General features: G+C 62.7%; 22 protein-coding genes. 8 read left to right on the top strand and 14 right to left on the bottom strand.

Annotated features, from left to right (window positions below):
* Nucleotides 1-191 precede the first annotated feature (191 nt).
* Both rlmM and tusA read left to right on the top strand, forming a co-directional pair.
* Nucleotides 192-1,271, top strand: coding sequence for a 23S rRNA (cytidine(2498)-2'-O)-methyltransferase RlmM (rlmM, locus tag DOM54_RS09415; protein ID WP_420852740.1), 1,080 nt, complete (start codon nucleotides 192-194; stop codon nucleotides 1,269-1,271).
* Between the two features lie 26 nt (nucleotides 1,272-1,297).
* Nucleotides 1,298-1,540: a sulfurtransferase TusA gene (gene tusA / locus DOM54_RS09420; protein WP_110716101.1), complete on the top strand. Its 243-nt coding sequence runs from the start codon at nucleotides 1,298-1,300 to the stop codon at nucleotides 1,538-1,540.
* Between the two features lie 46 nt (nucleotides 1,541-1,586).
* On the opposite strand, the gene DOM54_RS09425 is transcribed toward tusA, so the two are convergent.
* Both DOM54_RS09425 and DOM54_RS09430 read right to left on the bottom strand, forming a co-directional pair.
* Nucleotides 1,587-2,282, bottom strand: coding sequence for a hypothetical protein (locus DOM54_RS09425; RefSeq protein WP_110716102.1), 696 nt, complete (start codon nucleotides 2,280-2,282; stop codon nucleotides 1,587-1,589).
* A 90-nt stretch (nucleotides 2,283-2,372) separates the two neighbouring features.
* Nucleotides 2,373-3,812: an MATE family efflux transporter gene (locus DOM54_RS09430; RefSeq protein ID WP_240613841.1), complete on the bottom strand. Its 1,440-nt coding sequence runs from the start codon at nucleotides 3,810-3,812 to the stop codon at nucleotides 2,373-2,375.
* A 112-nt stretch (nucleotides 3,813-3,924) separates the two neighbouring features.
* Between DOM54_RS09430 and DOM54_RS09435 the strand changes: the two genes are divergently transcribed.
* Nucleotides 3,925-4,518 (top strand): elongation factor P hydroxylase, encoded by a 594-nt coding sequence (locus DOM54_RS09435; protein ID WP_110716103.1) that lies wholly within the window; start codon nucleotides 3,925-3,927, stop codon nucleotides 4,516-4,518.
* Here the strand turns inward: DOM54_RS09435 and DOM54_RS09440 are convergent.
* On the bottom strand, nucleotides 4,475-4,957 hold the full coding sequence (locus DOM54_RS09440) for a hypothetical protein (protein WP_110716104.1): 483 nt from the start codon (nucleotides 4,955-4,957) through the stop codon (nucleotides 4,475-4,477). The genes DOM54_RS09435 and DOM54_RS09440 overlap by 44 nt on opposite strands.
* Nucleotides 4,954-5,829, bottom strand: coding sequence for a TatD family hydrolase (locus DOM54_RS09445; RefSeq protein WP_110716105.1), 876 nt, complete (start codon nucleotides 5,827-5,829; stop codon nucleotides 4,954-4,956). The genes DOM54_RS09440 and DOM54_RS09445 overlap by 4 nt, the downstream gene beginning before the upstream one ends.
* Nucleotides 5,830-6,028: 199 nt before the next feature.
* Between DOM54_RS09445 and DOM54_RS09450 the strand changes: the two genes are divergently transcribed.
* Nucleotides 6,029-7,957, top strand: a complete 1,929-nt coding sequence (locus DOM54_RS09450) for an ATP-binding cassette domain-containing protein (RefSeq protein WP_110716106.1) — start codon at nucleotides 6,029-6,031, stop codon at nucleotides 7,955-7,957.
* A gap of 63 nt (nucleotides 7,958-8,020) precedes the next feature.
* Here DOM54_RS09450 and DOM54_RS09455 read toward each other — a convergent pair whose 3' ends face one another.
* Nucleotides 8,021-8,476 (bottom strand): universal stress protein, encoded by a 456-nt coding sequence (locus tag DOM54_RS09455; protein ID WP_110599056.1) that lies wholly within the window; start codon nucleotides 8,474-8,476, stop codon nucleotides 8,021-8,023.
* Nucleotides 8,477-8,700: 224 nt separating this feature from the next.
* Here DOM54_RS09455 and DOM54_RS09460 point away from each other — a divergent pair, with 224 nt between their 5' ends.
* On the top strand, nucleotides 8,701-9,222 hold the full coding sequence (locus DOM54_RS09460) for a hypothetical protein (protein WP_110716107.1): 522 nt from the start codon (nucleotides 8,701-8,703) through the stop codon (nucleotides 9,220-9,222).
* 74 nt (nucleotides 9,223-9,296) lie between these two features.
* Here the strand turns inward: DOM54_RS09460 and slyA are convergent, their stop codons facing one another.
* Entirely contained in the window at nucleotides 9,297-9,749 is a 453-nt protein-coding gene (gene slyA / locus DOM54_RS09465; RefSeq protein ID WP_110716108.1) for a transcriptional regulator SlyA, read from the bottom strand.
* A 77-nt stretch (nucleotides 9,750-9,826) separates the two neighbouring features.
* Nucleotides 9,827-10,963, bottom strand: coding sequence for a DUF5924 family protein (locus DOM54_RS09470; protein ID WP_338067020.1), 1,137 nt, complete (start codon nucleotides 10,961-10,963; stop codon nucleotides 9,827-9,829).
* A gap of 309 nt (nucleotides 10,964-11,272) precedes the next feature.
* Between DOM54_RS09470 and fadB the strand changes: the two genes are divergently transcribed.
* Both fadB and fadA read left to right on the top strand, forming a co-directional pair.
* Nucleotides 11,273-13,438, top strand: a complete 2,166-nt coding sequence (gene fadB, locus DOM54_RS09475; protein WP_110716109.1) for a fatty acid oxidation complex subunit alpha FadB — start codon at nucleotides 11,273-11,275, stop codon at nucleotides 13,436-13,438.
* A 26-nt stretch (nucleotides 13,439-13,464) separates the two neighbouring features.
* Nucleotides 13,465-14,640, top strand: coding sequence for an acetyl-CoA C-acyltransferase FadA (fadA, locus tag DOM54_RS09480; protein WP_110716110.1), 1,176 nt, complete (start codon nucleotides 13,465-13,467; stop codon nucleotides 14,638-14,640).
* Between the two features lie 83 nt (nucleotides 14,641-14,723).
* Here fadA and DOM54_RS09485 read toward each other — a convergent pair whose 3' ends face one another.
* Nucleotides 14,724-15,608: a S66 peptidase family protein gene (locus DOM54_RS09485; protein ID WP_110716111.1), complete on the bottom strand. Its 885-nt coding sequence runs from the start codon at nucleotides 15,606-15,608 to the stop codon at nucleotides 14,724-14,726.
* 33 nt (nucleotides 15,609-15,641) lie between these two features.
* On the opposite strand from DOM54_RS09485, the gene DOM54_RS20410 reads away from it, so the two are divergent.
* Nucleotides 15,642-16,007: a M24 family metallopeptidase gene (locus tag DOM54_RS20410; RefSeq protein WP_240613842.1), complete on the top strand. Its 366-nt coding sequence runs from the start codon at nucleotides 15,642-15,644 to the stop codon at nucleotides 16,005-16,007.
* A 203-nt stretch (nucleotides 16,008-16,210) separates the two neighbouring features.
* On the opposite strand, the gene DOM54_RS09495 is transcribed toward DOM54_RS20410, so the two are convergent.
* From DOM54_RS09495 to DOM54_RS09515, 6 genes are all read right to left on the bottom strand, one after another.
* Nucleotides 16,211-18,343 (bottom strand): putative bifunctional diguanylate cyclase/phosphodiesterase, encoded by a 2,133-nt coding sequence (locus DOM54_RS09495; protein WP_110716112.1) that lies wholly within the window; start codon nucleotides 18,341-18,343, stop codon nucleotides 16,211-16,213.
* Nucleotides 18,344-18,499: 156 nt separating this feature from the next.
* On the bottom strand, nucleotides 18,500-18,895 hold the full coding sequence (locus tag DOM54_RS09500; protein ID WP_162619818.1) for an MAPEG family protein: 396 nt from the start codon (nucleotides 18,893-18,895) through the stop codon (nucleotides 18,500-18,502).
* Between the two features lie 86 nt (nucleotides 18,896-18,981).
* Nucleotides 18,982-19,209 (bottom strand): MmgE/PrpD family protein, encoded by a 228-nt coding sequence (locus tag DOM54_RS20015; RefSeq protein WP_162619819.1) that lies wholly within the window; start codon nucleotides 19,207-19,209, stop codon nucleotides 18,982-18,984.
* A gap of 25 nt (nucleotides 19,210-19,234) precedes the next feature.
* Nucleotides 19,235-20,683 (bottom strand): TolC family protein, encoded by a 1,449-nt coding sequence (locus DOM54_RS09505; RefSeq protein WP_240613843.1) that lies wholly within the window; start codon nucleotides 20,681-20,683, stop codon nucleotides 19,235-19,237.
* Entirely contained in the window at nucleotides 20,683-22,020 is a 1,338-nt protein-coding gene (locus DOM54_RS09510; protein WP_110716115.1) for an HlyD family type I secretion periplasmic adaptor subunit, read from the bottom strand. Before DOM54_RS09510 ends, DOM54_RS09505 begins: the two co-directional genes overlap by 1 nt.
* Complete coding sequence (locus DOM54_RS09515; RefSeq protein ID WP_110716116.1) at nucleotides 22,017-23,801, bottom strand: type I secretion system permease/ATPase; 1,785 nt, start codon at nucleotides 23,799-23,801, stop codon at nucleotides 22,017-22,019. The genes DOM54_RS09510 and DOM54_RS09515 overlap by 4 nt, the downstream gene beginning before the upstream one ends.
* Nucleotides 23,802-24,414 lie beyond the last annotated feature (613 nt).

The following is a 24,414-nucleotide window of genomic DNA, read 5'->3' on the forward strand; positions in this document are numbered from 1 at the left end:
AGTAGGTCATCGTCAGGCACCTATACCGAACCCCCGGCTCAGGCCGGGGGTTCATTCGTTTAGGGGTCTCTCCCTGAAGAGTAGCGGAGCGCCGCCCGGGGCATCGTCAGGCTTCTATCCCAAACCCCAGCTTCGAAAGAGGCTGGGGTTTTTTTATGGCGGATTGACTTCGAGCAAGTATCAGTAGCGAGGTGGTTGTGAATCGAGTGCCCAATGAGTGGCTGCTGTATTGCCGGGCCGGTTTCGAGCCGGATCTCGCGGCCGAGGTCACGGAGCGCGCGTCCGAAATCGGCGAGTTCGGGCAGGTAGTCATGGCAGAGCCCAATAGCGGTTTCATACGCTGGCAAAGTCATGACCTTCAGCCCGCGAATAACATCCATCGCGAGCTGCCGTTGAGGTCACTGGTGTTCGCGAGACAGTCGCTCGTCGCGTTCGAGCCGCTGGCGCTCTCTCGCGAGGACCGAATCTCGCCCATCGCGAACCTGATCAAGGAGAGCGGCTGGAATTTCGAGTCGATCTGGCACGAGACCCCGGACACCAATGACGGCAAGACGCTCGGACGCCTTGCGAAGTCACTCAGCCGCCCGCTGGAGAGTGCGCTGAAGCGAGGCGGCGGCCTGCGTCGCAAGGCCGGCGGGCGAAGGCTGCATCTATTCTGGCTGGCCGGCGATGCGATCCAGGTGGGGATCAGCTTTCCGGGCAATAGGAGTGATCATCCGGGCGGGATCCTGCGTCTCCGCCATCCGGCCGATGCCCCTAGTCGCTCGACGCTCAAACTCGAGGAAGCCTGGCATACCTTCGTGCCGAAAGAGGCCTGGGAGGCGCGTCTTCACGACGGCATGCAAGCCGTGGACCTGGGGGCCGCGCCGGGCGGCTGGACCTACCAGCTGGTGCGGCGTGGCATGTTCGTCTATGCCATCGACAACGGGCCCATGGCGCCAGGATTGATGGCGACGGGCCAGGTCGAGCACCTGCGCGAAGACGGCTTTGTCTGGGAGCCGCCGTACCGGCTCGACTGGCTGGTATGCGATATCGTCGACAAGCCGATGCGAGTGATCGACATGGTCGAGCGCTGGCTGATCAAGCGATGGTGCCGCGAGGCGATCTTCAACCTCAAGCTGCCGATGAAGAAAAGGTGGGACGAGGTTCGGCGCTGTCTGATACGGCTCGAGAACGCGTTGAAGGCAGCGGGCGTGAGCGCTAGCATCGCTTGTCGCCACCTGTATCATGACCGTGAAGAGGTCACCGTCCATGTGAGACTGGATGGATGAATGACGATAGCTTGCGAGAGGCAGCCATGAACGACGCTAGGCTCCAGCCGGGGGAAATACTGGATACACGGGGGCTCTACTGTCCGGAACCGATCATGCTGATGCACAACAAGGTGCGTGACATGGCAACCGGTGACATTCTGGAAGTGATTGCCACCGATCCCGCGACGACCCGCGACATCCCCAAGTTCTGCAATTTCCTGGGGCATCGGCTCGTCGACCAGAGCCAGGATGGCGACGAATACCGCTATCGCATCCAACTGGGATGAGATAGCGGTAGGGCAGGCCGGTCAGCCACTTTTTCACCTGACCGAGTCAGTTTCCCGGCATCACCATCAGCGCCAGCGCCTCCAACGTATCCGGATCTTCGTTCCGGATGCGGTTGGCGATATTGCGCTGGAAGAAATAGAGCGTGCGGTGGCGGCTTCGACCAGGATAGAGGCAGTCGTCCCCCAACAGAACGGGAAGTGACGTGGCCCGTGTGTCGTCGGCCAGCATCGCATCGACTGTTCCATTGCTGTAGAGATGCCATCCGAAGATCTGCTTGAGCTGCCAGGGCTTGCCATCTTCGTCCATGCACAGTGCGTGGGTGCCCTGGGTTTCCGGCAGTTGCTGAGTCAGCGAAACGTCCTGGGTTTCCTCATAATCGAAATAGGCCGCCGCATGCTCGAGCTCGGCGACCTTGTGCTCGGGCGCATCGTGGAATATCTCGTGGGTCTCGGGGTCGCGGTAGCCGACGAAATGACCATATTCAGGATCGTCCAGCTCGTGGCAAGGCGCCAGCGATTCCATCCAGGGCACCAGCCCGACGACTTCGTCATCTTCACGCAGGCCCCACGCCAGCAGCGGCAGGCCGTAGAGCGTGTCGGGGTCGGAGGCGAGGAAGTAGAGCATCTCCAGGCCGTCGAGTTCGGGCGATAGCCGGACCAACCGCTTCCTGGCTCTCAGCCGATGCCTCATGGTTTCCAGATCGATGATCTGCGCGGATCGAGGGGAAAGTGGGACACCCATGGCTACCCTCCTGGTCGGCAATGTCTCGGCTTGAGGCATGACGCCAGTATTAGCATAGCCATGAAGGGCATGTTAAGCCCCGCGATACCCTCAGTGACGATAATTTCCGCTTTTCGCCAATCGTCGGCTGCCGACATGCCATAGCCGCCAGGCAAGTAGCGCCGCTGCCGTCGTCAAGCCCGCATTGAGCCCGATCCAGTAGCCATAGATGCCCAGTGCGTCGAACGCATCTTCCAGGCCGCGCCCCAGCAGATGTCCGCACCCCAGGCCGACGAGCCAGTAGGAAAACAGCGTGATGCCCATCACCACCCGGGTGTCCTTGTAGCCACGCAGGGCGCCAGCCAGGTTGACCTGGAGCGAATCCGAGATCTGAAACAGCATGGCCAGCAGAATCAAAGACATGGCCAGGGTACGCACGTCGGTATTGCTGGTGTAGAGCGACACGACCGGTGCCGCCAGCATCCAGATCAGCGCGCTGTTGAGCAGCGCCAATGCAAGGCCGACGCCGATACCGTTCCAGGCCACGAAACGTGCCTCGGCGGCATTCCCCGCCCCGAGTCGGTTGCTGACCCTGACGGTCAGGGCCATGCTCAACGACAGCGGCAGCATGAACAGTATCGACGTGACGTTGAGGGCGATCTGGTGCGCCGCCACGGTGACCTCGCCGAGGTAGGCCACCAGCAGCGTGATCACGGTGAACAGCGTGACCTCGAAGAAGATGGCCAGGCCGATCGGGAGGCCGATATACAGGAGCTCCGCGATATCCTGTCGACGCGGCGGGGTCGGTGAGGCCCACAGGACCACCGGGGCGTAGGCACGGCTGCGAGTGGTGTACCAGATCATTCCCAGACACATGGCCCACATCGACATGGCGGTCGCGATACCACAGCCGAATGCGCCCAGCGCGGGCAGCCGCTGCAGGAAAAGAGGGATCTCGTTACCGAATAGCCCGACCAGTCCCGGGCCGCCATAGATCAACAGAAAGTTGCCGGGGATATTGACGGCGAGACCGACGAGGCTGATCCACAGCGCCGGCCGAGTGTGATGCATGCCGTCGGAGAAGGCTCGCAGCGCCTGGTATATCGCGATCGCGGGAATGCCGAAGGCCGCGGCATTCAAGTAGGCGGTAGCCAGGCGGGCGACATCGTCGGGAATCTGCATCAGGCGAAAAATGACGCTGGCGCCCAGCGTCATGGCAAGAGCGCTGAGAACGCCCAGTAGCAGCGCCACCCAGAGCGCCTGATGGACCTTGCCGCGGACCTGGTCGTGGTTTCCGGCACCCATTCGATGGGCCACGATGGGAGTGAGCCCCATCAAGGTGCCGGTCATCAGCAGCATCAGCGGTACCCACAAGCTGGCCCCGACAGAGACCGCCGCCAGGTCGATGGCGCTGGCTCGGCCCGACATGATGACATCCGACGCGCTCATGCCTGCCTGAGCCAATTGCGCGCCGCAGATCGGCAGGCTCAGACGCACGAGGCTTCCGGTTTCTCGGCGGCAGCGGTGAAGATGGCTGACGGTCGACGACACGGGATGCTCCTTGACCGAACGGACAGGGCGGCGATTCTAGCAGGAGTCGCGGGGAAGCGCTCGGCGGCAGGTGTGAACTTACGTATACTCCGGCGCAGTTCCGGAGGCCCTGATGACACACGACATCGAAGACCTGATCGCGCTGTTCGACGGTATCTTTACCGATAGCTATCGTACTCGACTGGTGCGTGGGGAAAACGAACCCATCTATCTGCCGGCCGACGCTTGTCACGAGCATCATCGGATCGTCTTCGCCCACGGTTTTTTCGCCAGCGCGCTGCATGAGATCAGCCATTGGTGCATCGCCGGTGCGGCACGGCGGCAGCTCGAGGATTACGGCTACTGGTACGAGCCAGACGGGCGGGATGCCGAGCGACAGGCCGACTTCGAACGTGTCGAGACCGCGCCCCAGGCGCTCGAGTCACTACTCAGCGCCGCCTGTGGCAAGCCGTTCGAGGTCAGTATCGACAATCTCGATGGGGTCGAGGTGGACCGGTGGGCGTTCAGTGCGAAGGTGGCTGCGCGGGTGGCACGATACCGACGCGAGGGAATCCCCAGGCGGGCGCAGGCACTCATCGATGCGCTCGCCATTTTTTACCGCGAAGAGGCTGGGCTTCAGGCAGCCATCGCCGCAGGACGGCGACGGCTGGAGATGGGAGCCTCTATGCGTCGCGCTGGACGAGACGCTGATGGAGATAGAGCATGACCTGGACTTCGTGCTCCGGGCGGAGGGGCTCCAGCCCCATCTCTCCGAACAGTTCGCTGCGAGCCCGTGACCAGTCACCCGCATCGAGCTCCGGGTAAAGGTTGGCCGCCGGGGCAAGCTCGACGAAAGGGTCGACACCGAAGTCGTCGAACATCATCGACAGCGCGGCTTCATCATCCTGAACGCCCGCCGTGTAGAGCGTCTCGCTGAAATGGTCGTTCTCCAGCTCCCGGAGCACGTCCAATGGGCTGATGCCGAGATGTCGGAGTTCGTCCAGATCGTAGCCACCGAGGGACAACAGTTCGTCGTCCAGCCACTCATCGTCGGGCTGAATCAGGGTGTGCTTGATCTGACCGTTGGGTAGCGCCCACGCGATGGCCAATGGCAGCGAATTGTCGTCGCCGGTCTCGACGGCGATGAATCCCGGGTAGTCGGTCATTTGCCAGCGTCCTCGTTCAGCCGAAAGAAGCGCTTGGCCGTCAGCGTGGTTCGATGTGCCAGATCGGCTTCGCTCTCGCCGCGCCAGTGAGCCAGTTCTCTGACTATCCAAGGTAGCAGAGCCGGCTCGTGGCGGCGCCCCTTTATCTTCGCCGGCAGATTGCGCGGCAGCAGATAGGGGCAGTCGGTCTCCACCATTAGCCGCTCGGCGGGGATGTCGGCGACGAACTCACGGAGATGGTGACCACGGCGTTCGTCACTGAGCCAGCCGGTCTGGCCGATGTGCAGGTCCAGATCGAGATAGCCGTGGAGCGTCGCTCTATCTCCGGTGAAACAGTGGACCACGGCATCGCTGAGGCGGTCTCGCCAGTCGCTCAGGATTTCCAGCATGCGTCGCCCGGCATCGCGCTCGTGAAGAAAGACCGGCAGGCCCGACTCCGCCGCCAGCGCGAGTTGCGCTTCCAGGGCGCGCTCCTGGTCCGCCGGCGAGGAAAAGTTGCGGTGGAAATCGAGACCGCACTCTCCCACGGCGACGACCGAATCGTGCCGATGGAGATGGCGCATGGCTTGCTCCAGCTCGGAGCACCAATCGGAGGCATGATGGGGATGCAGTCCGGCCGTCGAATGAAGACCGGGGAACCGGGTCGCCAGCCGAGACGCCCTGGTGGCGCCTTCGAGGTCCGCGCCGGTGATCACCAGGGTCGTGACATTGGCGTGGGCCGCCCGAGCCAGCGTCGCTTCGAGGTCTTGTTCGAAGCTCTCGTGAGTGAGATTGGCACCGATATCGACCAGCGGTGACGGCGAGGTGATGCGTAGTGCTTCCGGCAGGGGGGATTCGTCGCCGGCTGCTTGCTGCTGTGGCGTGTCGCTCACGCGGCACTCCTTTCAGTCGAGGGGAAGATTATCGGCACACATTGTAAAGCGCCCGGGGCCAGGGGCGAAGCATGTGCCAATCCATTTCGGCGAGCGCGGGCTGGCAAGGTACAATACGGGCCGACGACAGGTTCAGCCAGAATAGCCACCGGGCTACCCACTTCCGTCATTTCGAAGACTCACGATCGCGAGGTTCCACGTGGCTCTGCTACGCCTTGAACAACTGCAACTGGCCTATGGCCACCATACGCTTCTCGATGGCGCGGACCTGGAGATCGAGAAAGGAGAGCGCCTGGCACTGGTGGGTCGAAACGGTACCGGCAAGTCGACCCTCCTGAAGCTGATCTCGGGCGACAATCAGGCCGATGACGGCCATATCTGGCGCGCCCCGGGGCTCAAGATCGGTGTGCTCGAGCAGACCCTGCCGGATGCCGACGAGGCGACGATCTTCGAAGTCGTCGCCCAGGGGCTGCCCGAGACCGGGGAGCTGCTGGCCGAGTATCATCGCTTGGTGGCGATGGCCGAACCGGACATGCGACGCCTGGAAACGTTGCAGACACGACTGGAAGCGCAGGACGGCTGGTCCTTTCATCAGCGTATCGATACCGTCCTGACGCGCCTTGGCCTGCCTGCCGATGCCATGATGAGCGGTCTCTCGGGGGGCTGGCGCCGCCGCGTGGCGCTGGCACGGGCGATGGTCTCGGGGCCCGACCTGCTACTGCTGGACGAGCCGACCAACCATCTCGACATCGATACCATCACCTGGCTTGAGGAGCAGTTGCTGGCATTCGATGGGGCGGTGCTGTTCATTACCCACGACCGCGCCTTCCTGTCGAAGCTGGCGACCACCATTCTGGAACTCGATCGCGGCCGGCTGGGGCGCTATCCCGGTGACTACGCCACCTATCAGGCCCAGAAGGCGCACGAGCTGGAAGTCGAGGCTCGCGAGCGGGCGGAGTTCGACAAGAAGCTGGCCCAGGAAGAGACCTGGATTCGCCAAGGGATCAAGGCGCGCCGCACCCGTAACGAGGGGCGCGTGCGAGCGCTCGAGAAGATGCGCAACGAGCGCTCCCAGCGTCGTGAACGCCAAGGCAAGGCATCGTTTCAGGTGGACAGCGGCGAGCGTAGCGGCAAGCGTGTCGTCGAACTGCAGCATGTGACGCAGTATTACGCCGATGCCTGCATTATTCGCGATCTCTCGCTGGAGATTCAGCGCGGCGACCGTATCGGTTTGATCGGTCGCAACGGTGCCGGCAAGACGACGCTGCTCAAGATCCTGCTGGGCGAGCTCGAGCCCAGCGAGGGCAACGTGAGAATGGGCACCAACCTTGCGGTTGCCTATTTCGACCAGTTGCGGGCCGGGCTCGAGCCGAACAAGAGTGTCTACGACAATGTCGCCCAGGGCAGTGACAAGGTGACGGTCGGGGGCAAGGACAAGCACGTCATCAGCTACCTGCAGGATTTCCTGTTTACCCCCGAGCGCGCGAGGCAGCCGGTCAAGGCGTTGTCCGGCGGAGAGTCCAATCGTCTGCTGCTGGCCAAGCTCTTCACCCAGCCGGCCAATGTGCTGGTCCTCGACGAACCGACCAACGACCTCGATGTGGAGACGCTCGAACTGCTGGAGGAGCTGCTGCTCGATTTCGAGGGAACGCTACTGCTCGTCTCCCACGACCGCGCCTTCATGGACAATGTCGTCACCGACGTACTGGCTTTCGAGGGCGACGGTGTCGTGCGCAGCTACGTGGGCGGTTACAGCGACTGGGTGCGGCAGGGTGGCCGGCTCCCGCCAGCGCCCTGGGAGCTGGCCGAGGCCCGCAAAGCCCAGCAGAAACTGGCCGAGCGACAGGCTACCCCGAACCAGTCGGCAGACAAGGCGGACGGCGACAAGCGTCGCCAGAAGCTCTCCTACAAGCTGCAGCGCGAGCTGGATACGCTGCCCGCTACGATCGAGACGCTGGAGGCACGGATCGCCGACTTCGAGTCCAGGATGGGAGCGTCGGATTTCTATCAGCAGGATGGTGAGACCGTGAGTCAGGCCATCGAAGCGCTGTCGGCAACCCAGGCGGAGTTGGATCGGGCCATGGAGCGGTGGATGGAACTGGAAGCGATGGCGGAAGGCAGCGGCTGACGGCGCGGCAGAGTATCGGCTCACCGCCCGCCATGGGCGGGCGGTGAGCGAGAGGCATCGGCCTCACTCTTCGGTTTCACCATCCTTGCCGACGCGGACCGCCAGGACGTCGCACTCGGCGCCGTGCAGCACGCCGGTGGACGTCGAGCCCAGCAGCAAGGCGAAGCCGTGGCGGCCGTGGGAGCCCACGACGATCAGATCGACGTCGTGGTCCTTGGCGAATCGCTGGATCTCGGTGTCCGGCATTCCGACCACGATATGCTGATCTTCCCGCGGGATGTCGTAAGGGTCCGAGATATCGGCCAGACGCTGTGTCGCGTGTTCGTCGAGCTGGTCCTGAATGCTCGTCAGGTCCATGGGGATGTCGCCACCATAGGCGAACCCTAGAGGCTCCAGCGTATGGATGATCGAGAGCTTGGCCTGGTTGCGGCGTGCGATGGGAATCGCTCGCTCCAGTACCTTGTGCGAATCCTTGGTCAGATCCACGGCAACCAGCACGTGATGGTATTCGTTGCTCATCGGGTAATCCCCCGTCCGGCGAATGAACATGGATAACTGTAAGCGTGCCTCATGAACGGCACAACGCTATTTTCGGCAGCGCCCTGCGGTCAGGCGCCGCAGCCGATCATCAAACATGCGTTGGCGTGACGCAACACGATGTCACCATCAGGGTACGATGTATCGTTCGATGTTCGGGTTTATAGCGATCACCAAGAGCCGAGGGCGGGACAATAGGAGAATTTATGGCGGTACTGGGGTTTCTGTTGGTCGCGTTCCTGCTGATGCTCTCGCCGATGGTATGGCTGCGGCCAAGCCGCGGCGAGACGCTGCGGGGGCAATTACGTCGGTACGTCAAGGCCAATGGTGGAGAGTTGAACTTCACCAAGGCACCGCTGGCACTGCCTAACGTTGCCCTGACGGGCTATCGATTGCGCTACCCGGGCACGGCGTCGGGTAGTGACTTCACGCTGATACGCAATGACGTCGCCAGTGACGCACTGGAGGCGGCAACCCCCCAGTGGCGGTGGCGCCAGGCACCGTTGCCGCCATTGAATGCCGAACGATTGCGATTTCTCGAGCAGTGGCTGGATACCTTGCCGAAGGATGCGCTGATCGTCGAATCCGGTAAGCACACGATGTGCGTCTGGTGGCAGGAGGCGATGAGCCTGGAGGATTTTCAGCAGAATTGGGCAAACTGGCTGGCCATGCGAGACAGCCTGGCCGGAAGTGGGAAAAAGGCCGAAGTGCCCACCAGGCCGCTATGATGGATGGCGCCACCCGCTCGGGTGGCATCGCGATATAGCGGCGCGCGAGCCCTCTCGGCACCGATATCGAGTCATCAACTGGCCTTGGCCTGCTCGGACTGGCGTTGCAGCTCCAGACCATTCTTCTCGATGCGGTCCAGCATGCCTTCGAAGAGGTCGATCTCGTCCGGCGTGAAGCCGCCCAGCATCTCGTCGCGCACTTCATTGACGATCTTCTCGATCTTCTCCAGCAGCGGTGTCGCCTCGTGGGTCAGATGCAGCCGTTTGGTGCGGCGGTCCTCGGCGCATGGGCGACGCTCGATCAGGTTCTGCTCCGCGAGTTGGTCCAGCGTCCGCACCAGCGAGGGGGCTTCCACGCCGATGGCTCGCGCCAGATCGCACTGGGCCTGGCCTCCCCCCATGTTGCGCAGATTCCAGAGTGTCACCCAGCGTGTCTGAGTCAAGCCCAGTGGTGCCAGGCGTTCATCGATGACGGCGCGCCAGAGTCGCGGCAAACGTGCCAATTTAAAGCCGATATGCTGTGCCATAGCGGATTACCTGAATCGTGAACGTCCTAACATTCTCCAAAGCACCGCAGGATAATGCAAGCCACAATGGTTGGCGATTAGTCGCCCTGTTTACCGTTATTCCCTAATACATGGCGGATATTCCATCCGGGGATCCCTGGCGGACGCTGAATCCTGCCATCGGCGATCGTCGCGTCATCGTTCGTGGCCACCGTGAATCGCACGCTGCCGATACGCTGCCCGGTCTGCGTGATCACGTCCACCTGCCAGCGTCCTTCCGGTTCACCGGAGAAATTCTGCTTGTGGGTCCAGGCCCGGTAGCCCTGATCACGACCGCCATGGATGACCAGCGCGATGCGCTCAACGACCTGACCGTCATGACGCCAGACGTGATAGATCTTTTCGCGCAGCCCACGCGGGGCCCGGATTGCGGTGTAGACGTAAAGTCCTCGCGAGCGAAGCGCCTGGGGGGTCAGCGTCATGCTGCCGGTGGGCGTCCGGGCCGCCGTATCGAAGCCGGGGGAGAGTGCGCTGCCGGATAGCCACAAGGTCGCTGGCGGTATCCAGGTGCGCCCGGTCCAGGCGATGCCGCCCAGAATGATCAGCAGTCCCACCATGGCGAGCCAGCGAGCGATGCCGCCAGGTCTGATGAGCCCAAGGACACTGGGCAGACTGAAGAACATCATGGCCAGGATCGCCAGTATCAGGCTCTCGCCGGTGGTCAGGCTCAGCATGATCGGCAGCGTGACCAGCATCACCACGAACACGCACAGTGAGTGGAGCAGGAAGTAAAGCCATCGATGCCGATTGGAGAGGCCAAAGTACAGCGGATCCAGGATGGCGAGGATCGAGCAGACGATCAGCAGCCCGGTGAACACCGCCTGACCGCTGGTCCAGATGGTGGTGGCGAGAAAGAACGGCAGGCAGAAGAACAGGGTTTCCTGATGCACCATCTGCGCGATGAAAGTCGCCGCCGCGCGAGGCAGGGCCGCGTTTCGCCCCCGCCGCGATAGCCATTTGCTGGCAATGCTTTCGATGATCAACAGGGCCCAGGTCAGCACCAGGCCCAGCGCCAGCAGGCCACCCAGCCACTGTTGTCGATTGACCAGGAAAAAGCCGAGCAGCCCCAGAACGAAGGCGATGGGTGGCCAGGCCCAGTGATAGCGACGTAAACGAGTGACAAGCGGTTCCAGCCGGGCCAGTATCGAGGGCGTCATGGTCTCTTTCTCGGCCACGGTCCAGGCTCCTTCGAATCGGTTCACGGGGGCGGTCGGGTGATGATCCGGAGGAAGAAGTCCCGGACCGCCGATGGGCGACACATTCTAGCGGTTGGGGATCGATTTTGCGCGACGGCACCGAACACGGGTTTCTCGCTTCCGGTAATGGCTGCGCCAACCTGGGGGTGAACAGGGTGGAGCGAGACTTTGGTTGAGCTTGACGAGCCTCGTCGCGCACCTCAAGCTCTCGATATTCAAACAGTCGTATGATTTGTCCTGTCGTCGATGGCGAGGGACATTTTCGCAGTCATGGCACGGAGGTTTCCCATGCTCTATCAAGGCGATGCCATCCGGGTCGAGGTCCAGGACGGCGGTATAGCGCTTCTGACGCTCGACCTCAAGGATGAAGCGATCAACAAGCTGTCGTCTTCGGTCATTGGCGAGCTGTCGCTGGCCGTCGAGGCTCTGGAAGCCGAAGCCGGCTTGAAGGGATTGATCGTCGCCAGCGCCAAGGACGTATTCATCGTCGGTGCCGATATCACTGAATTTCATGCCATGTTCGCCAAGGACGAGGCGTTCCTGGTCGACATGAACACGCGAATCCACGCACTGTTCAACCGCATCGAAGACTTGCCTTTTCCCACCGTCACCGCACTCAACGGGCTGGCGTTGGGTGGCGGGTGCGAACTCAGTCTGACTACCGATTTCCGTGTCATGGCGGAAACCGCGCAGATCGGGTTGCCCGAGACCAAGCTGGGTATCGTGCCGGGTTGGGGGGGCTGCGTCCGCCTGCCGCGTCTGATTGGTGCCGACAATGCCATCGAGTGGATCGCGGGTGGCTCGCAGAACGATGCCGAGACGGCTTTCAAGGTGGGCGCCGTCGACGATGTCGTGCCTCAGGAAAGGCTCATGGCTGCGGCCCGGGACATCCTCGACAAAGCCACTGCCGGTGATTTCGACTACCGCGCTCGTCGCACCGAAAAGGGGACCCCACTCAAGCTCAATGCGGTCGAGCAGATGATGGCGTTCGAGACCGCCAAGGGCTACGTCGCGGGCAAGGCGGGGCCGCATTATCCGGCACCGATCGAGGCGATCCGGGTCATCCAGAAAGGGGCGGGCGAGGGCCGGGAGCGAGCGCAGGCGATCGAAGCCCAGGCGTTTGCAAAGCTTGCCAAGACCGATGTCTGCTACAACCTCGTCGGCCTGTTCATGAACGATCAGGCGGTCAAGAAGAAGGCCAAGCAGTACGAGAAGAGTGCCGGAACAGTGGCTCGGGCCGCGGTGCTCGGCGCTGGCATCATGGGGGGCGGGATCGCCTACCAGAGCGCCTACAAGGGCACGCCCATCCTGATGAAGGATATCAAGCCGGAGGCGATCGAGCTGGGACTGAAGGAGGCTCGCAAGCTGCTGACCAAACAGCTCGAGCGCGGCAAGCTCAGCCAGACCAAGCTGGCGGAGGTGCTGAGCAACATCCGCCCGACGCTCTCCTACGGCGATTTCGATCACGTCGATCTGGTGGTCGAGGCGGTGGTCGAGAACCCCAAGATCAAGTCCGCCGTACTGGCCGAGGTCGAGGCCAGCGTCTCGGAAGAGACCATCCTGGCCTCGAACACCTCGACGATCTCCATCGATCGACTGGCAGCCGATCTCAAGCGGCCGGAAAATTTCTGCGGCATGCACTTCTTCAATCCGGTGCACCGGATGCCACTGGTCGAAGTCATTCGCGGCGCCAGAACCTCCGACACCGCGGTCGCCGCGACGGTCGCCTACGCTCGCCAGATGGGCAAGACGCCGATCGTGGTCAACGACTGCCCGGGCTTTCTGGTCAATCGTGTGCTGTTTCCCTACTTTGGCGGCTTCAGCGGCCTGGTCGAGCACGGCGTCGACTTCGAGCGCGCCGACAAGATCATGGAACGCTTCGGCTGGCCGATGGGCCCCGCCTACCTGCTCGATGTCGTCGGCATCGATACGGCCGTTCACGCCAGCGAAGTGATGGCCGAGGGCTTCCCGGATCGCATGGCCCACGAGGGCAAGTCGGCAATCCAGATCATGCTCGACAACCAGCGCCTCGGTCAGAAGAACGGCAAGGGCTTCTACGCCTACGAGGAAGACAAGAAGGGCAAGCCGAAGAAAGTCCACGATGACGAGGCGCACCGGTTGGTGGCCGAGGTCGTCCGGGAGACGCGCGAGCTCTCCGACGACGAGGTCATCGCACGAATGATGGTGCCGCTCTGCATGGAGACGGTGCGCTGTCTCGAGGAGGGTATCGTCGGGTCGCCCGCCGAGGCGGACATGGCATTGATCTACGGCATCGGCTTTCCGCCGTTCCGCGGCGGCGCGCTGCGCTACATCGACGCGATGGGCGTGGCCGAGTTCGTGGCGGTGGCCGAACAGCTCGCCGATGAGCTTGGTGCGCTGTATGCGCCGACGGCCCGGCTCAGGGAGATGGCCGCCAGCGGCGAGCGTTTCTACCCTGACGCCAGCGATCGCTGAATCCACCACCAATCGGAGTCAAAGTCATGAGTTTGAACGCTAGAGATGCCGTGCTGGTCGATGCCGTGCGCTCGCCCATGGCCAAAGCCAGGAACGGCGCCTTCCGTCACGTTCGCGCCGAGAATCTCTCCGCTGCGGTGATGCAGGCGCTGTTCACCCGCAACGACAAGCTCGACCCCGCGGGTGTCGACGACATCCTCTGGGGGTGTGTCAACCAGACCCTCGAGCAGTCGATGAACATCGCGCGCAATGCCGCCATCCTGACCGGCATTCCCCGCTCGGTGCCGGCGCAGACCATCAACCGCCTGTGCGGCTCGTCGATGAGCGCGCTGCATATCGCGGTGGCCAATATCCGTGCCGACATGGGCGACTGCTATCTGATCGGTGGCGTCGAGCACATGGAGCACGTGCCGATGACCCACGGCGTCGACGTCAATCCGGCGGCCAGCAAGACCACCGCCAAGGCGGCGATGATGATGGGGTTGACCGCCGAACTGCTGGGCAAGATGCACGGCGTCACCCGCGAGCAGCAGGATCAGTTCGGGTTGCGCTCCCATCAGCGCGCCAGCGAGGCCAATCGCCTGGGCTATTTCGACAACGAGATCGTGCCGATCGAAGGTCACGATGGGCAGGGTTACCGTAGCTTGATCAAGCACGACGAAGTGGTGCGAGAAGACGCCACGCTGGAGCAGATGGCTTCGCTCAAGCCGGCGTTCGATCCCAAGAACGGCACCGTCACCGCGGGCACGTCGTCCGCACTCTCGGTCGGCGCTTCGGCGCTGATGGTGATGAGCTACGAGCGGGCCAAGTCACTGGGGCTGAAGCCTCTTGCCAAGGTGGTATCGACCGGCGTCGCCGGATGCGATGCCTCGATCATGGGTTACGGCCCGGTGCCGGCGTCACAGAAGGCGCTGAAGGCCGCCGGGCTCCAGATCGGCGATATTCAGACGGTCGAGCTCAACGAGGCCTTCGCCGCCCAGTCGATCCCGGTGCTCAAGGATCTCGAACTGCTCGACCGGCTCGACGACGCCGTCAACCTGCACGGTGGCGCCATCGCCCTAGGCCACCCGCTGGGTTGTTCCGGGGCGCGTATCTGTACCACCTTGCTCAACGTGATGCGTCAGCAGGACACCACGCTGGGGCTGGCCACCATGTGCATTGGCATGGGGCAGGGGGTCGCCACGGTCTTCGAACGCGTATAGGGTCGAATTCGGGTAGGGTTTCCATCGACCACGGCCGCCTCGCCTATGCGAGGCGGCTTTTTTCGTTGGCCGCTACCCGCCGTTCAGGCGCGAAACTGCAGTTGACCATCGGCGATTCGGGCCGTGGCTCCATAGCGCCAGGGCAGGTTGTCACGGCCGTGGCCGATGGGCAGGCCGGCATAGAGCGGCAGGCCACGGGGAGTCAGCCAGGTGTCGAACAGCGTCTCTACTCTCAAGTCCCCATAGGGCACGCACTCTTCGAAAGTGCCGATACAGACGGCAGCCGCCTCATCCAATCCACCGGAGTGGACCAGTTGCCAAAGGTCACGCTCGAGCCGATAGAAGGGCTCGCCGACGTCTTCCAGAATCACGATGGCGCCAGGCGGTGCCCGGAACGCCAAGGGGGTGCCGGCGACACTGGCCAGCGTCGAGAGGTTACCACCCACCAGCGGCCCTTCGACGATGGTGGAGGTGGTGGCCGTGATGGGCGTCAACGCCACGCTGTCGGCAGGTCGGCCCTCGAGCAGCGCGAGCAGCGCGCTGAAATCGCGTTGGCTCGCGGCACGCAGGGCGGGATCATCGGCCGTGAGCTTCACGCCCTCCTTCATGACCGGGCCGTGGATCGCCGGCAATCCATGGCGGTGGCACTGATCCAGCAGCACACTGAGGTCGGAGTAACCGATCAACGGTTTGGGCGCCAGCCGGCGCCAGTCGATCTCAGTGGCCAGGTGCGCGCAGCCGTAGCCGCCGCGAACGGCCCATACGGCGTCGGCGTCGGGATCGGCGTAGGCCGCGTAGAGCGTCTCGAGGCGGTGGTCGACATCCCCGGCCAGGTAGCGGTGCCGCTTCTGCAGTTGGGCGGGAAAACGCACCGCGATGCCGAACTGCTGCAAGGCTTCCTCGGCCTGGTCCAGTATCTCGGGGCGGGTGAACGATGCCGGGGCTATCAGGCTGAACGTCATTGACATGGGGGAGCGTCGTCGCAGGTTCGTTGAAGGCAAATGGAGTCCGATACGTTACGTCACTGCCGCCTGGGAGGCTACCGACTCGATTTCCTGAATCGAGCCCGCCTAAGTCACGATGCCGATCAGGCAAGGCAGAACGCTTCGCCGAGCTCGCGCACCTTCCACGTCGGCCCCGGGACGTTCTCGGCCTATCAGCGCAGCCTCTATCGCATGGATGACGATCAGGTTCATCACGACATGGATATTCTCGAGCCGGGAATGAGTTATCGCGAGATCGCCGAACGGGCATGGAAAATTCCGCAACGGTTTCTGGATCGCCGCTATCCGCCGGTCATTCATGGCGTGGGCGTGCACGGCGAGATCCCGCTGGTCGCCCACCACATGGACTTCGACCGATTCTAAGGATGGCATCCTCGAGCCAGGCATGGTGGTATCGGAGGAGAGCTACATCGGGGGAGCGGGGCAGCTGACGGCGTCAAGCTCGAAGGAGAGGTGTTGATCACCGATACCGGTATTGCGAGATGGTCACGCTATCCTTTCAGCGACCCGCTGTTGGCCGGGTAACACCTTGGGCCGGATCGGAGCGGGGCGGCGGGTTTCTCGTGTCATGGCCGCTCCGCCAGACGCGCGATCAGTTGATCCATGTCCATCGGTCGACCCAGGAAGTAGCCCTGGTACTGCTTGACTCCCAGCGTCTGCAGCAGTTGCCACTGCTCCTCGGTCTCCACACCCTCGGCGACGGTTTCCATTCCGAGCAGGTTGCACAGGCCGACGATGCCCGCCAGTAGATGGCGTGAACGCTGGTCCGTCTCCAGGTCATGCATGAAACTGCGATCGATCTTGATGGTGTCGAAGGGAAGCCGCCTGAGATAGCCCAGCGAAGAGTAGCCTGCGCCGAAGTCATCCATCGCCACCCGAAACCCCTGGCGCCTGAGATGCTCGATCCGGGCTTCCGGTGCCCGCGTATTCTCCAGGAAGACGGACTCCGTCACTTCCAATTCGATCTGGTCGGTGGTGATCCGGTGGCGCTGGCAGGCACGCCGCAGGGTGGCCGCCAAATCGTCATCCATGACATGCAACGCAGAGATGTTGACTGCGACTGGCAAGGGGCTGCCGGTCGCGGCGAGAAGCGCAGCGTACTGGGCGGCTCTCTCGATCGCCAGATTCCCCAGCGATGATGCCATGCCGTTATGTTCCGCCAATGGCACGAACACGCTGGGTGGGACCTGGCCATACTCATCGGTGGTCCAGCGTGCCAGCAGCTCCGCGCCGATCACGCGACTGCCGCTGTCGAATTTGGGCTGGACGACGAAGTCGAGCGAATCCTTGGCGATCGCCTCGCGCAGCCGCGAGAGCATCGATATCTGCTCCAGATTGTGGTGTTTCAGCTCATGGTGATAGGCGACGATGGCGTTCTTGCCCCTATCCTTGGCCGCGTACATGGCGACGTCCGCGTGCTTGAGAAGGGTCTCGCCATCGCGACCGTTGTCGGGGGCATGGACGATGCCGATGCTGGCGGTGACACTGATCTGGTGGCCGCTGATGACCATGGGATGAGCCAGCGCCTCGAGCAGTCGCCTGGCGATCTTGTCGGCCAGTTGCCCATCGCTGCCCACATCGATCACCACCACGAATTCATCGCCGCCCCAGCGTGCGACCAGGTCCTTGCTCCGTAGCGTGGCACGCAGGCGCTTGACCATGATCTTCAGCAGGATGTCACCCGATTGGTGGCCCAGCGAATCGTTGATGTGCTTGAAACCGTCGAGATCGACGAAAAGCAAGGCCAGGCTATGCCCCGGGGCGAGCTGGAGCAGGCGCCGGTTCAGGGTCTGCTGAAGCGTCGCCCGATTGGGGAGCTGGGTCAGCGTGTCGATTCTGGCGAGATGCTCCAGCTCTCGCTCGGACCGCTTGCGGGCCGAAATATCGCGCAGGGCGGCGATGTAGTGGGTCTGTCCGGTGTCACCCAGCGTGAAATGGCTGAGTGTCAGCTCGACGGGAATAGGGGACTCTCCATCGACATGAAAGAGCCCCTCGTGATGCTGGGCCCGGTCGCTTCCCGCGGTTGCCGCCGGATCGGCTCGCAGGACCTCGGCCTCGATGTAGCGCTGCAGCGCTTGGCCTTGTATCTCGCCTGTCGGTCGACCGCCGAGCTCGATGAAGGCGTCGTTGGTTTCCAGGATGCGCCAGCGCTCGTCCACCACCAGCATCGGATCGCGAGACGCTGCGAAGGCGTGAGCTCTGACACTGCTGCGCGCAAGGTGGTCGTGAGGGTCGTCGATGATTTCCCAGGTGCCGGTGGCGATGAGTGGGGCGGCTTCTTCGTCTCTGGTCACCACCGCGCCGCGGACATGCCACCAGGTCTTGGGCTGGCGGGTGTCGGGGCGTATCAGCAGGTCGATGTCATCCTGCTCTCCGCCGTTGATACGCCGCCAGAGCGTGACAACACGGCGGCGTTCGGTCGATGGCATCGTCTTCAGCAGCGACCACCAGTCGATCCGCATCTGCTCGTGCGCTTCGATGGTATCGCCCACGGCCGTGCCGCACAGAAAGCCACGATCGGGAGACGACCAGCGCCAGTAGGAGGTCCGAGCGGCTGTCGTCGCCTCCAGCAGCCAGCGACGATGGGTTTCGCTCCCGGTCATCGCGCGTCCCGACGATACCGAGGTCTGCGTCGTCTCTCCGATCGCTTTTCCGTCATCGGGGAGTTGGTCACTCTGTGGATCGTCATCGATGGGCATGAAGTGAGATCTCGATCGCGCTGAATGGCGAAATGCAATCCCGCGGCGTAATGGAGATCGTATCGGCGCATTCAGCGAGAACTTGATGCCTGGGCGTGGCTTATGCGCTTTTGCCTCCACTCATGATCGCGAGCGCTTCCTTGTCGGGGCCGGTCCCTACAATAGGGCAATGGCGAACAGGCCCAGAACCGCGAGAAAACCCACCACGAAGAGTGCCGAACGCAGGGTGGGAAGATCTAGCGCATAGCAAAGGCCGTGGCCAACCCGCGCCAATACGAAGACGACGCAGGCGACATCCACCAACCAGCCACCATTCCCCACCGTCATGGTGGCCACGATGGCGGCGGTGAAGAGGGCCAGGGCTTCCCAGGCATTCTGCTGTGCGGCCCATAGACGGGCGCCTTTGCCCTCCATCCGCGCGTACTGCTGGCGCGGGTGCTGGTTGTCGATGCGCCCAAATTCACGCCGTCTGACAGCGCTACCCCAGAAGGCCAGCCAGAACGGCAGCAGGGCGATTATCAGCAGGCACCATAGCGGCAGATTCATCATCATCCTCTCGACCGGCTCCCGTTTGCGACGCGACTCCGTCGCTCCTAACCAAGGTAGCAGATCACCTGCCGGCCGTTGCTCCAGTGTCATCACGATCTTGAGGAGGGGCCCGCCCGCTTGCCGAGCACCGGCGCCGTCAACTGGCGATACTTGGTCTCGATGTCGCTGAGGGGACTGGTGGGATTGTCACGAGCCTCGCAAGGCTCGCTGGCGGCCACCCGGCCATCGCCGAGCGTGACAGTGGCACGCGCCCAACGCTCCGCCGGGGATTTTGCATCGTAGTCGTCATGACGGTGTACGTGAACGCGATCAGGCATTGCCAAATGACGTGGATGGTGGACATCAGCGACTGGCCGGCGCCGTGGTGGCAGGGGTAGCGCCCTCCTCGATGCGGGTGAGGATGCCGGCGACCTCCTCCAGGGTCGATGTGTCGAGTTGGCCGACGGCCGCATCGAGGTAGGTACGATCCTTGAGATAGAGACATAGCGTCTCGACCAGGCGGATGCGCAGATCGTAGAGCGAGGAACGCGCGTCGAGCACATCGACCAGATCCCTCAGGCCCAACGACTCGCCCCGAATCGCCGCCTGCAGGAACAGGCTGCCCGAATCCACCGAGCGCTGCAGGGCTTCGATCTGACGCAGGTCGCCTTGCATGCTTCTCAGGCGCTTGCGGACTTCCTGCTTGGCCAGGCGACTCTCGTTCTCCATCGATGCCGTGCCGGCAAGCGCCGTCAGCTCCCCCTGACGAATGCTGGCGGTCGTATATCCGCCCTGGTAGAGCGACAGGTTCATTTCCACGCTGGCGGTCAAGTCGCTGCTGGTTCGCAGCGCATCATTACTGTCGACATCACTGTAGCCGACCACCAAGTTGAGTTCGGGATAGCGAGAGGCGCGACGCACGTCGGTGTCGATTCTGGCGACGCGCTGACGCTCGGCGGCCAGTTGGACCTGGGGATTGTCGCCAGTCAGCGCCAGCCAGCTCTCCAAGGGCATCGATTCCGGGGCGATGGAGAGACTCTCCGGCGTCTCGATCAGCACTGGATCGAATACCAGCGGCGTGCCGGTCAGTCGCTCGAGATCGCTCGACGCATTGGCCAGGTCGTTCTCCGCGGAGGTCTGGTCGGCAACGGCCTGATCCAGGCGCGACTGGGACTCCAGCAGGTTGATTCGGTCGCCGATACCCAGATCGTAGGCACGTTGCGCCTGGCGCTGCTGGAGCACCAGCGATTCCCGCTGCGCAATCAGCAGGCCCAGCTTGCGCGATGCCTGGTAGGCATCGAGATAGGTCTCGATGACCTTGACCGCCAGATCCCTTTCGGCGACGGCTACCTGCAACGTCGCGGCGTCCATCTGGGCGCGAGCCTTGCCGACCCGGCGCCAGCGCTCGAGACTGAACAGCGGCTGTGTCATGCGCAGTTCCCAACTGGTATCCCGGGTCTTGCCCGCCACGCGGTCGTCGTAGACTTCGTCCGGATAGTCGTCAGGGTTTTCGGTATAGATGTTGTCGGCGTCCGTGTAGCGATACGCTGCGGTGGCGTCGAGTCGCGGACGCAGCCCGGCCTCCGCCATCGGCACCTCCTGCGCCACCGACTGGCTGTCCAGACGCTGGCTCTGCAGGCCGCTGTCGTAGGTCAATGCCAGTGCGACGAGTCGCGACAACGACGGTAGCGGCGCCGGGGCGGCAGTGGTCGGTGCGTCGGTCGGCGGCGTGATCTCCAGTGGCTGGGCATGTGTCGGGGTGGTCAGCGCGGCGAGGCATCCGGCCAGTATCAAGGGTCGTATGGATGGCATCACTCTTCTCGCATCGCTCTTGCCAGCATGTCGCTGAACGGCTTGAACATGTAGCTGGCGAAGGTGCGATCCCCTGTCTTCAGCATCACTTCCGCTGGCATGCCGGCCAGCAACTGCATCGACGAGGTCATCTCGGCATGCCCCGCGTCGGTCACTCTGATGCGTGCCTTGTAATAGTGCGTCCGCGTCGCCTGGTCTTCGAAGCTATCCGCCGAGACATGGCTCACTTCGCCCTCGATGACGTTCGAAAGACGCTGGTTGAAGGCGCTGAATCGAATTTCGGCGGGCTGGCCGGCATGGACATTGTCGATGTCGCGATCGGGAATTCTCGCTTCGACGACGAACGCTTCGTTGGCCGGGACCACCTCCAGGATCGTGTCGCCGGAGCGAATGACCGCACCCTGGGTGTGAACCTGCAGGCCGACGACGGTGCCCGAAACAGGGGCCACGATGGCGGTTCGCTGCACCTGGTCGCGCAGGGCGGTTACCCGCTCTTCGGCATCCGTGACCTGGGACTGAACATCCTTGAGATCCTCGCCCACGCCCTGGTGGTAATCCTGCAGGCGAATCTCCTTCTGGAAGCCGTTCTCGCTGATCTGCGAGCGCAACTGCGCCACCTCGGCACTATGCTGTGCGTTTTCCCCCTGATACTGGAGCACTTGGCGCTCGAGCTCACGCAGGCGCTGATTGTCCCCCAGCCCCTCCTTGAACAGCGTGCGGTAGTCGGCCGCTTCCCCGGACAGCGAGTTGATCTTGGACTGGTTCACCTGGCGCAGCCGCTCGAGCCCGGCAATCTGCTCCTGCATCTGATGGGCCTTTTCGTCGAGCGCGGAGAGCGCATCCTTCAGGGACTGGCGACGAACCTGGAACAGTCGTTTCTGGACATCGACCACCGCCTGGACGCGAGGAGGGACGTCGCCCAGCAGGGCGTCGGGGAACGTCATGGTGTCGCGATCGCTCTGTTCGGCCAGCAGTCGGACCTCGCTGGCCAGGGCAATGCGATACTCCGATTCGGCGATGGAGAGCTTGGCCAGCGGCTGGGTATCGTCGAGCACGATCAAGGGATCACCTGCGCTGACCTGATCGCCATCCGCTACCAGGATGCGCTTGACGATGCCGCCCTCGAAGTGCTGCACCTTCTTGGTCGAGGTCTCGACGGCAACCGATCCCGGTGCGACGACGGCAACCGCGAGGTCGGCGGTCAGCGACCAGAGCACAAAGCCGCCAAGCGCGAACACCAGTATTCCCAGGCCCCAACGGCGGCTGGCATCGTCACGGGTCGGCAACTGGGGCTTGGGGGCGCCGAGCGAGATCGGTGTGGAAGAGGCTGGCGTCATGGCGTCGGCGGCTCCGGTGACAGGGGCGGGAGAGAAGGAGCGTCGCCGGCGTTGCCGCGGGCGCGCATCCGGATCGAATGGACGGCGGCGCTGCCCGCCTGCTGGACTTCCGGGTCCTTCGCCATCGGCTTTCGCGATGGGGCGCAGGAGACCATGCGGCCCTCCTGGAGGACGAGCACACGATCGACATGATCGAGAATGGCCGGTGCGTGGCTGATGATGAATATCGTGGTGCCCTGGGACTTGAGCTGCCGCAGGCAATGTAGCAGCGCGCGTTCGCCACTGGCGTCGAGGTTGGCATCGGGCTCGTCGAGCACGACCATCACCGGGTTGCCGTACAGGGCCCGGGCCAGGCCGAGGCGCTGGCGCTGTCCGCCGGAGAGCACGCCGCCGCTGCCGCTGATCTGAGTGTCGTATCCTGCCGACTGGCGCAGGATCATGTCGTGCACCCCGGCCTTCTGCGCTGCCTCGATGACACGTGCCGGATCGATGTTACCGAAGCGCGCGATATTCTCGCTGATGCTACCGTCGAACAGCTCCACGTCCTGTGGCAGATAACCGACGAATGGTCCCAGCCGTTCTCGTGGCCACTGACCGATGTCGGTCCCCCCGATCCTGACGCAGCCGCTCTGAACCGGCCAGACGCCTAGCATGACGCGGGCCAGCGTCGACTTCCCTGCGGCGCTGGGCCCGACGATGGCGATGTGCTCGCCAGGGTTGACCGTCAGGCTGAGCTCCCACAACGTCGGCTGGGTGTCGCCGGGCGGGGCGGCTGTCACCGCTTCGAGCGCCAGCCGCCCGACAGGCGGTGGCAATGGCATACGCTGGGGATCGCCTGGCACCGCGACGAGTAGCGCCTGGAGTCTGGCGTGCGCAGTGCGTGCCGCGACGAAGCCTTTCCAGCCGCCGATCATCTGGTCGATGGGCGCCAGCGCCCGGCCCATCAGGATGGAGCCGGCGATCATCATGCCGCCGGTCAGGCTGCCCTCGATCACCAGCAAGGCGCCGAGTCCCAGAATCAGCGATTGGAACAGGACCCTTAGCGTTTTCGACACGTTGCTGAGGACACCGGCCCGATCACTGGCGCGCGATTGGTTGACGAGATAGTCGTGGTGCTTTTCCCGCCATCGGGCGAGGAGATGGGGAAGCATTCCCATGGCTTGGAGCACCTCGGCATTGCGCAGGTTGCTTTGGGCCAGGTCTTGGGACTGCACGTGTTCGCGGTTGGCTTCGTTCAGCAGTGACTGGGTGCTCTTCTCGTTGATCCAGGCCAGCGCCAGCAGTATGCCGGCGGCCACGGCGGCGAAGATACCGAACCACGGATGAAACAGGGTCAGAATGGCGATATAGACCGGTATCCAGGGCGCGTCAAAGAACGCGAACAGCCCGTTTCCGCTCAGGAACTGGCGTAGGGTCGTCAGGTCGTTGAACGGTTGGGCCGAGGGTTTGCCCGGTACCAGCAGGGCTCTCTTGAACGTAGCCTGATAGAGACGTTCATTGATCTGCATGTCGAGCCGGTTACCAACGCGTACCAGGATGCGCGAGCGCACCAGGTCCAGCGAGCCCATCACGACGAACAGAAATATCACGACCAGCGTCAACATCAGCAGGGTTTCGGGGCTACGCGTCGTGATGACGCGATCGTAGACCTGTAACATATAAATCGACGGAGCGAGCATCATCAAGTTGATGAACATGCTGAACAATAAAATATACAGAAAAGAACGGCGACTACTGGAGAGCGCCTTTTGAAGATCGGTCTTGTCGTCGGGTTGGGCCACGGTGCTGTACTCTTGTAACGTCATTTTGGAAAGTGGCGTCGGAGGGTGTTGTCACTTTTAGCATGCGGAAATTGTGAACAAGTTTACAAGCGCGTTCTCGGTCGGTATTTCTCCGTTGGATTTGCTTTCTGATCCACTGCTATCAGCATTTATTTAATAATATCAGATAGTTGATGTGTTTTGTTTCGGATTTTCCATGTGTCTTGAAAAACATGGGTCAATAAAAATGGAAATGTGAACCGCATAGGGTCTACGCATTTTTAATGAAGGGTGGTGGTCTGTGTTTAATACCTTTTCCTGATATTTTTGGTTGTTGAAATTTTTTGTAATTTTCATTGCTATGCAACAGCCGGCGAGAAATTGGCAAGTCGATGAAAGTGCGCTGGAAATAGACCGCCGCCAGTAAAGATGCCAAGTTTTTCTCGTCAAACTCGTTTCCGAAGTTTGAGAAGTTTCAACTTTGCGCGGACAGCGATAAACGATAGCTTGCGACCGATAAGACTTTGGTCCTGAGTCTCGTTATCCATACCAACCACGACAGGAACTTCCCGTCAGTCTATTTACGGGACGCTGGCATCGTGTCTGCACGCGCCTGGCGGGTTTCGATCGCCCG

This window comes from Salinicola acroporae (assembly GCF_003206615.1).
Lineage (GTDB): Bacteria > Pseudomonadota > Gammaproteobacteria > Pseudomonadales > Halomonadaceae > Salinicola > Salinicola acroporae.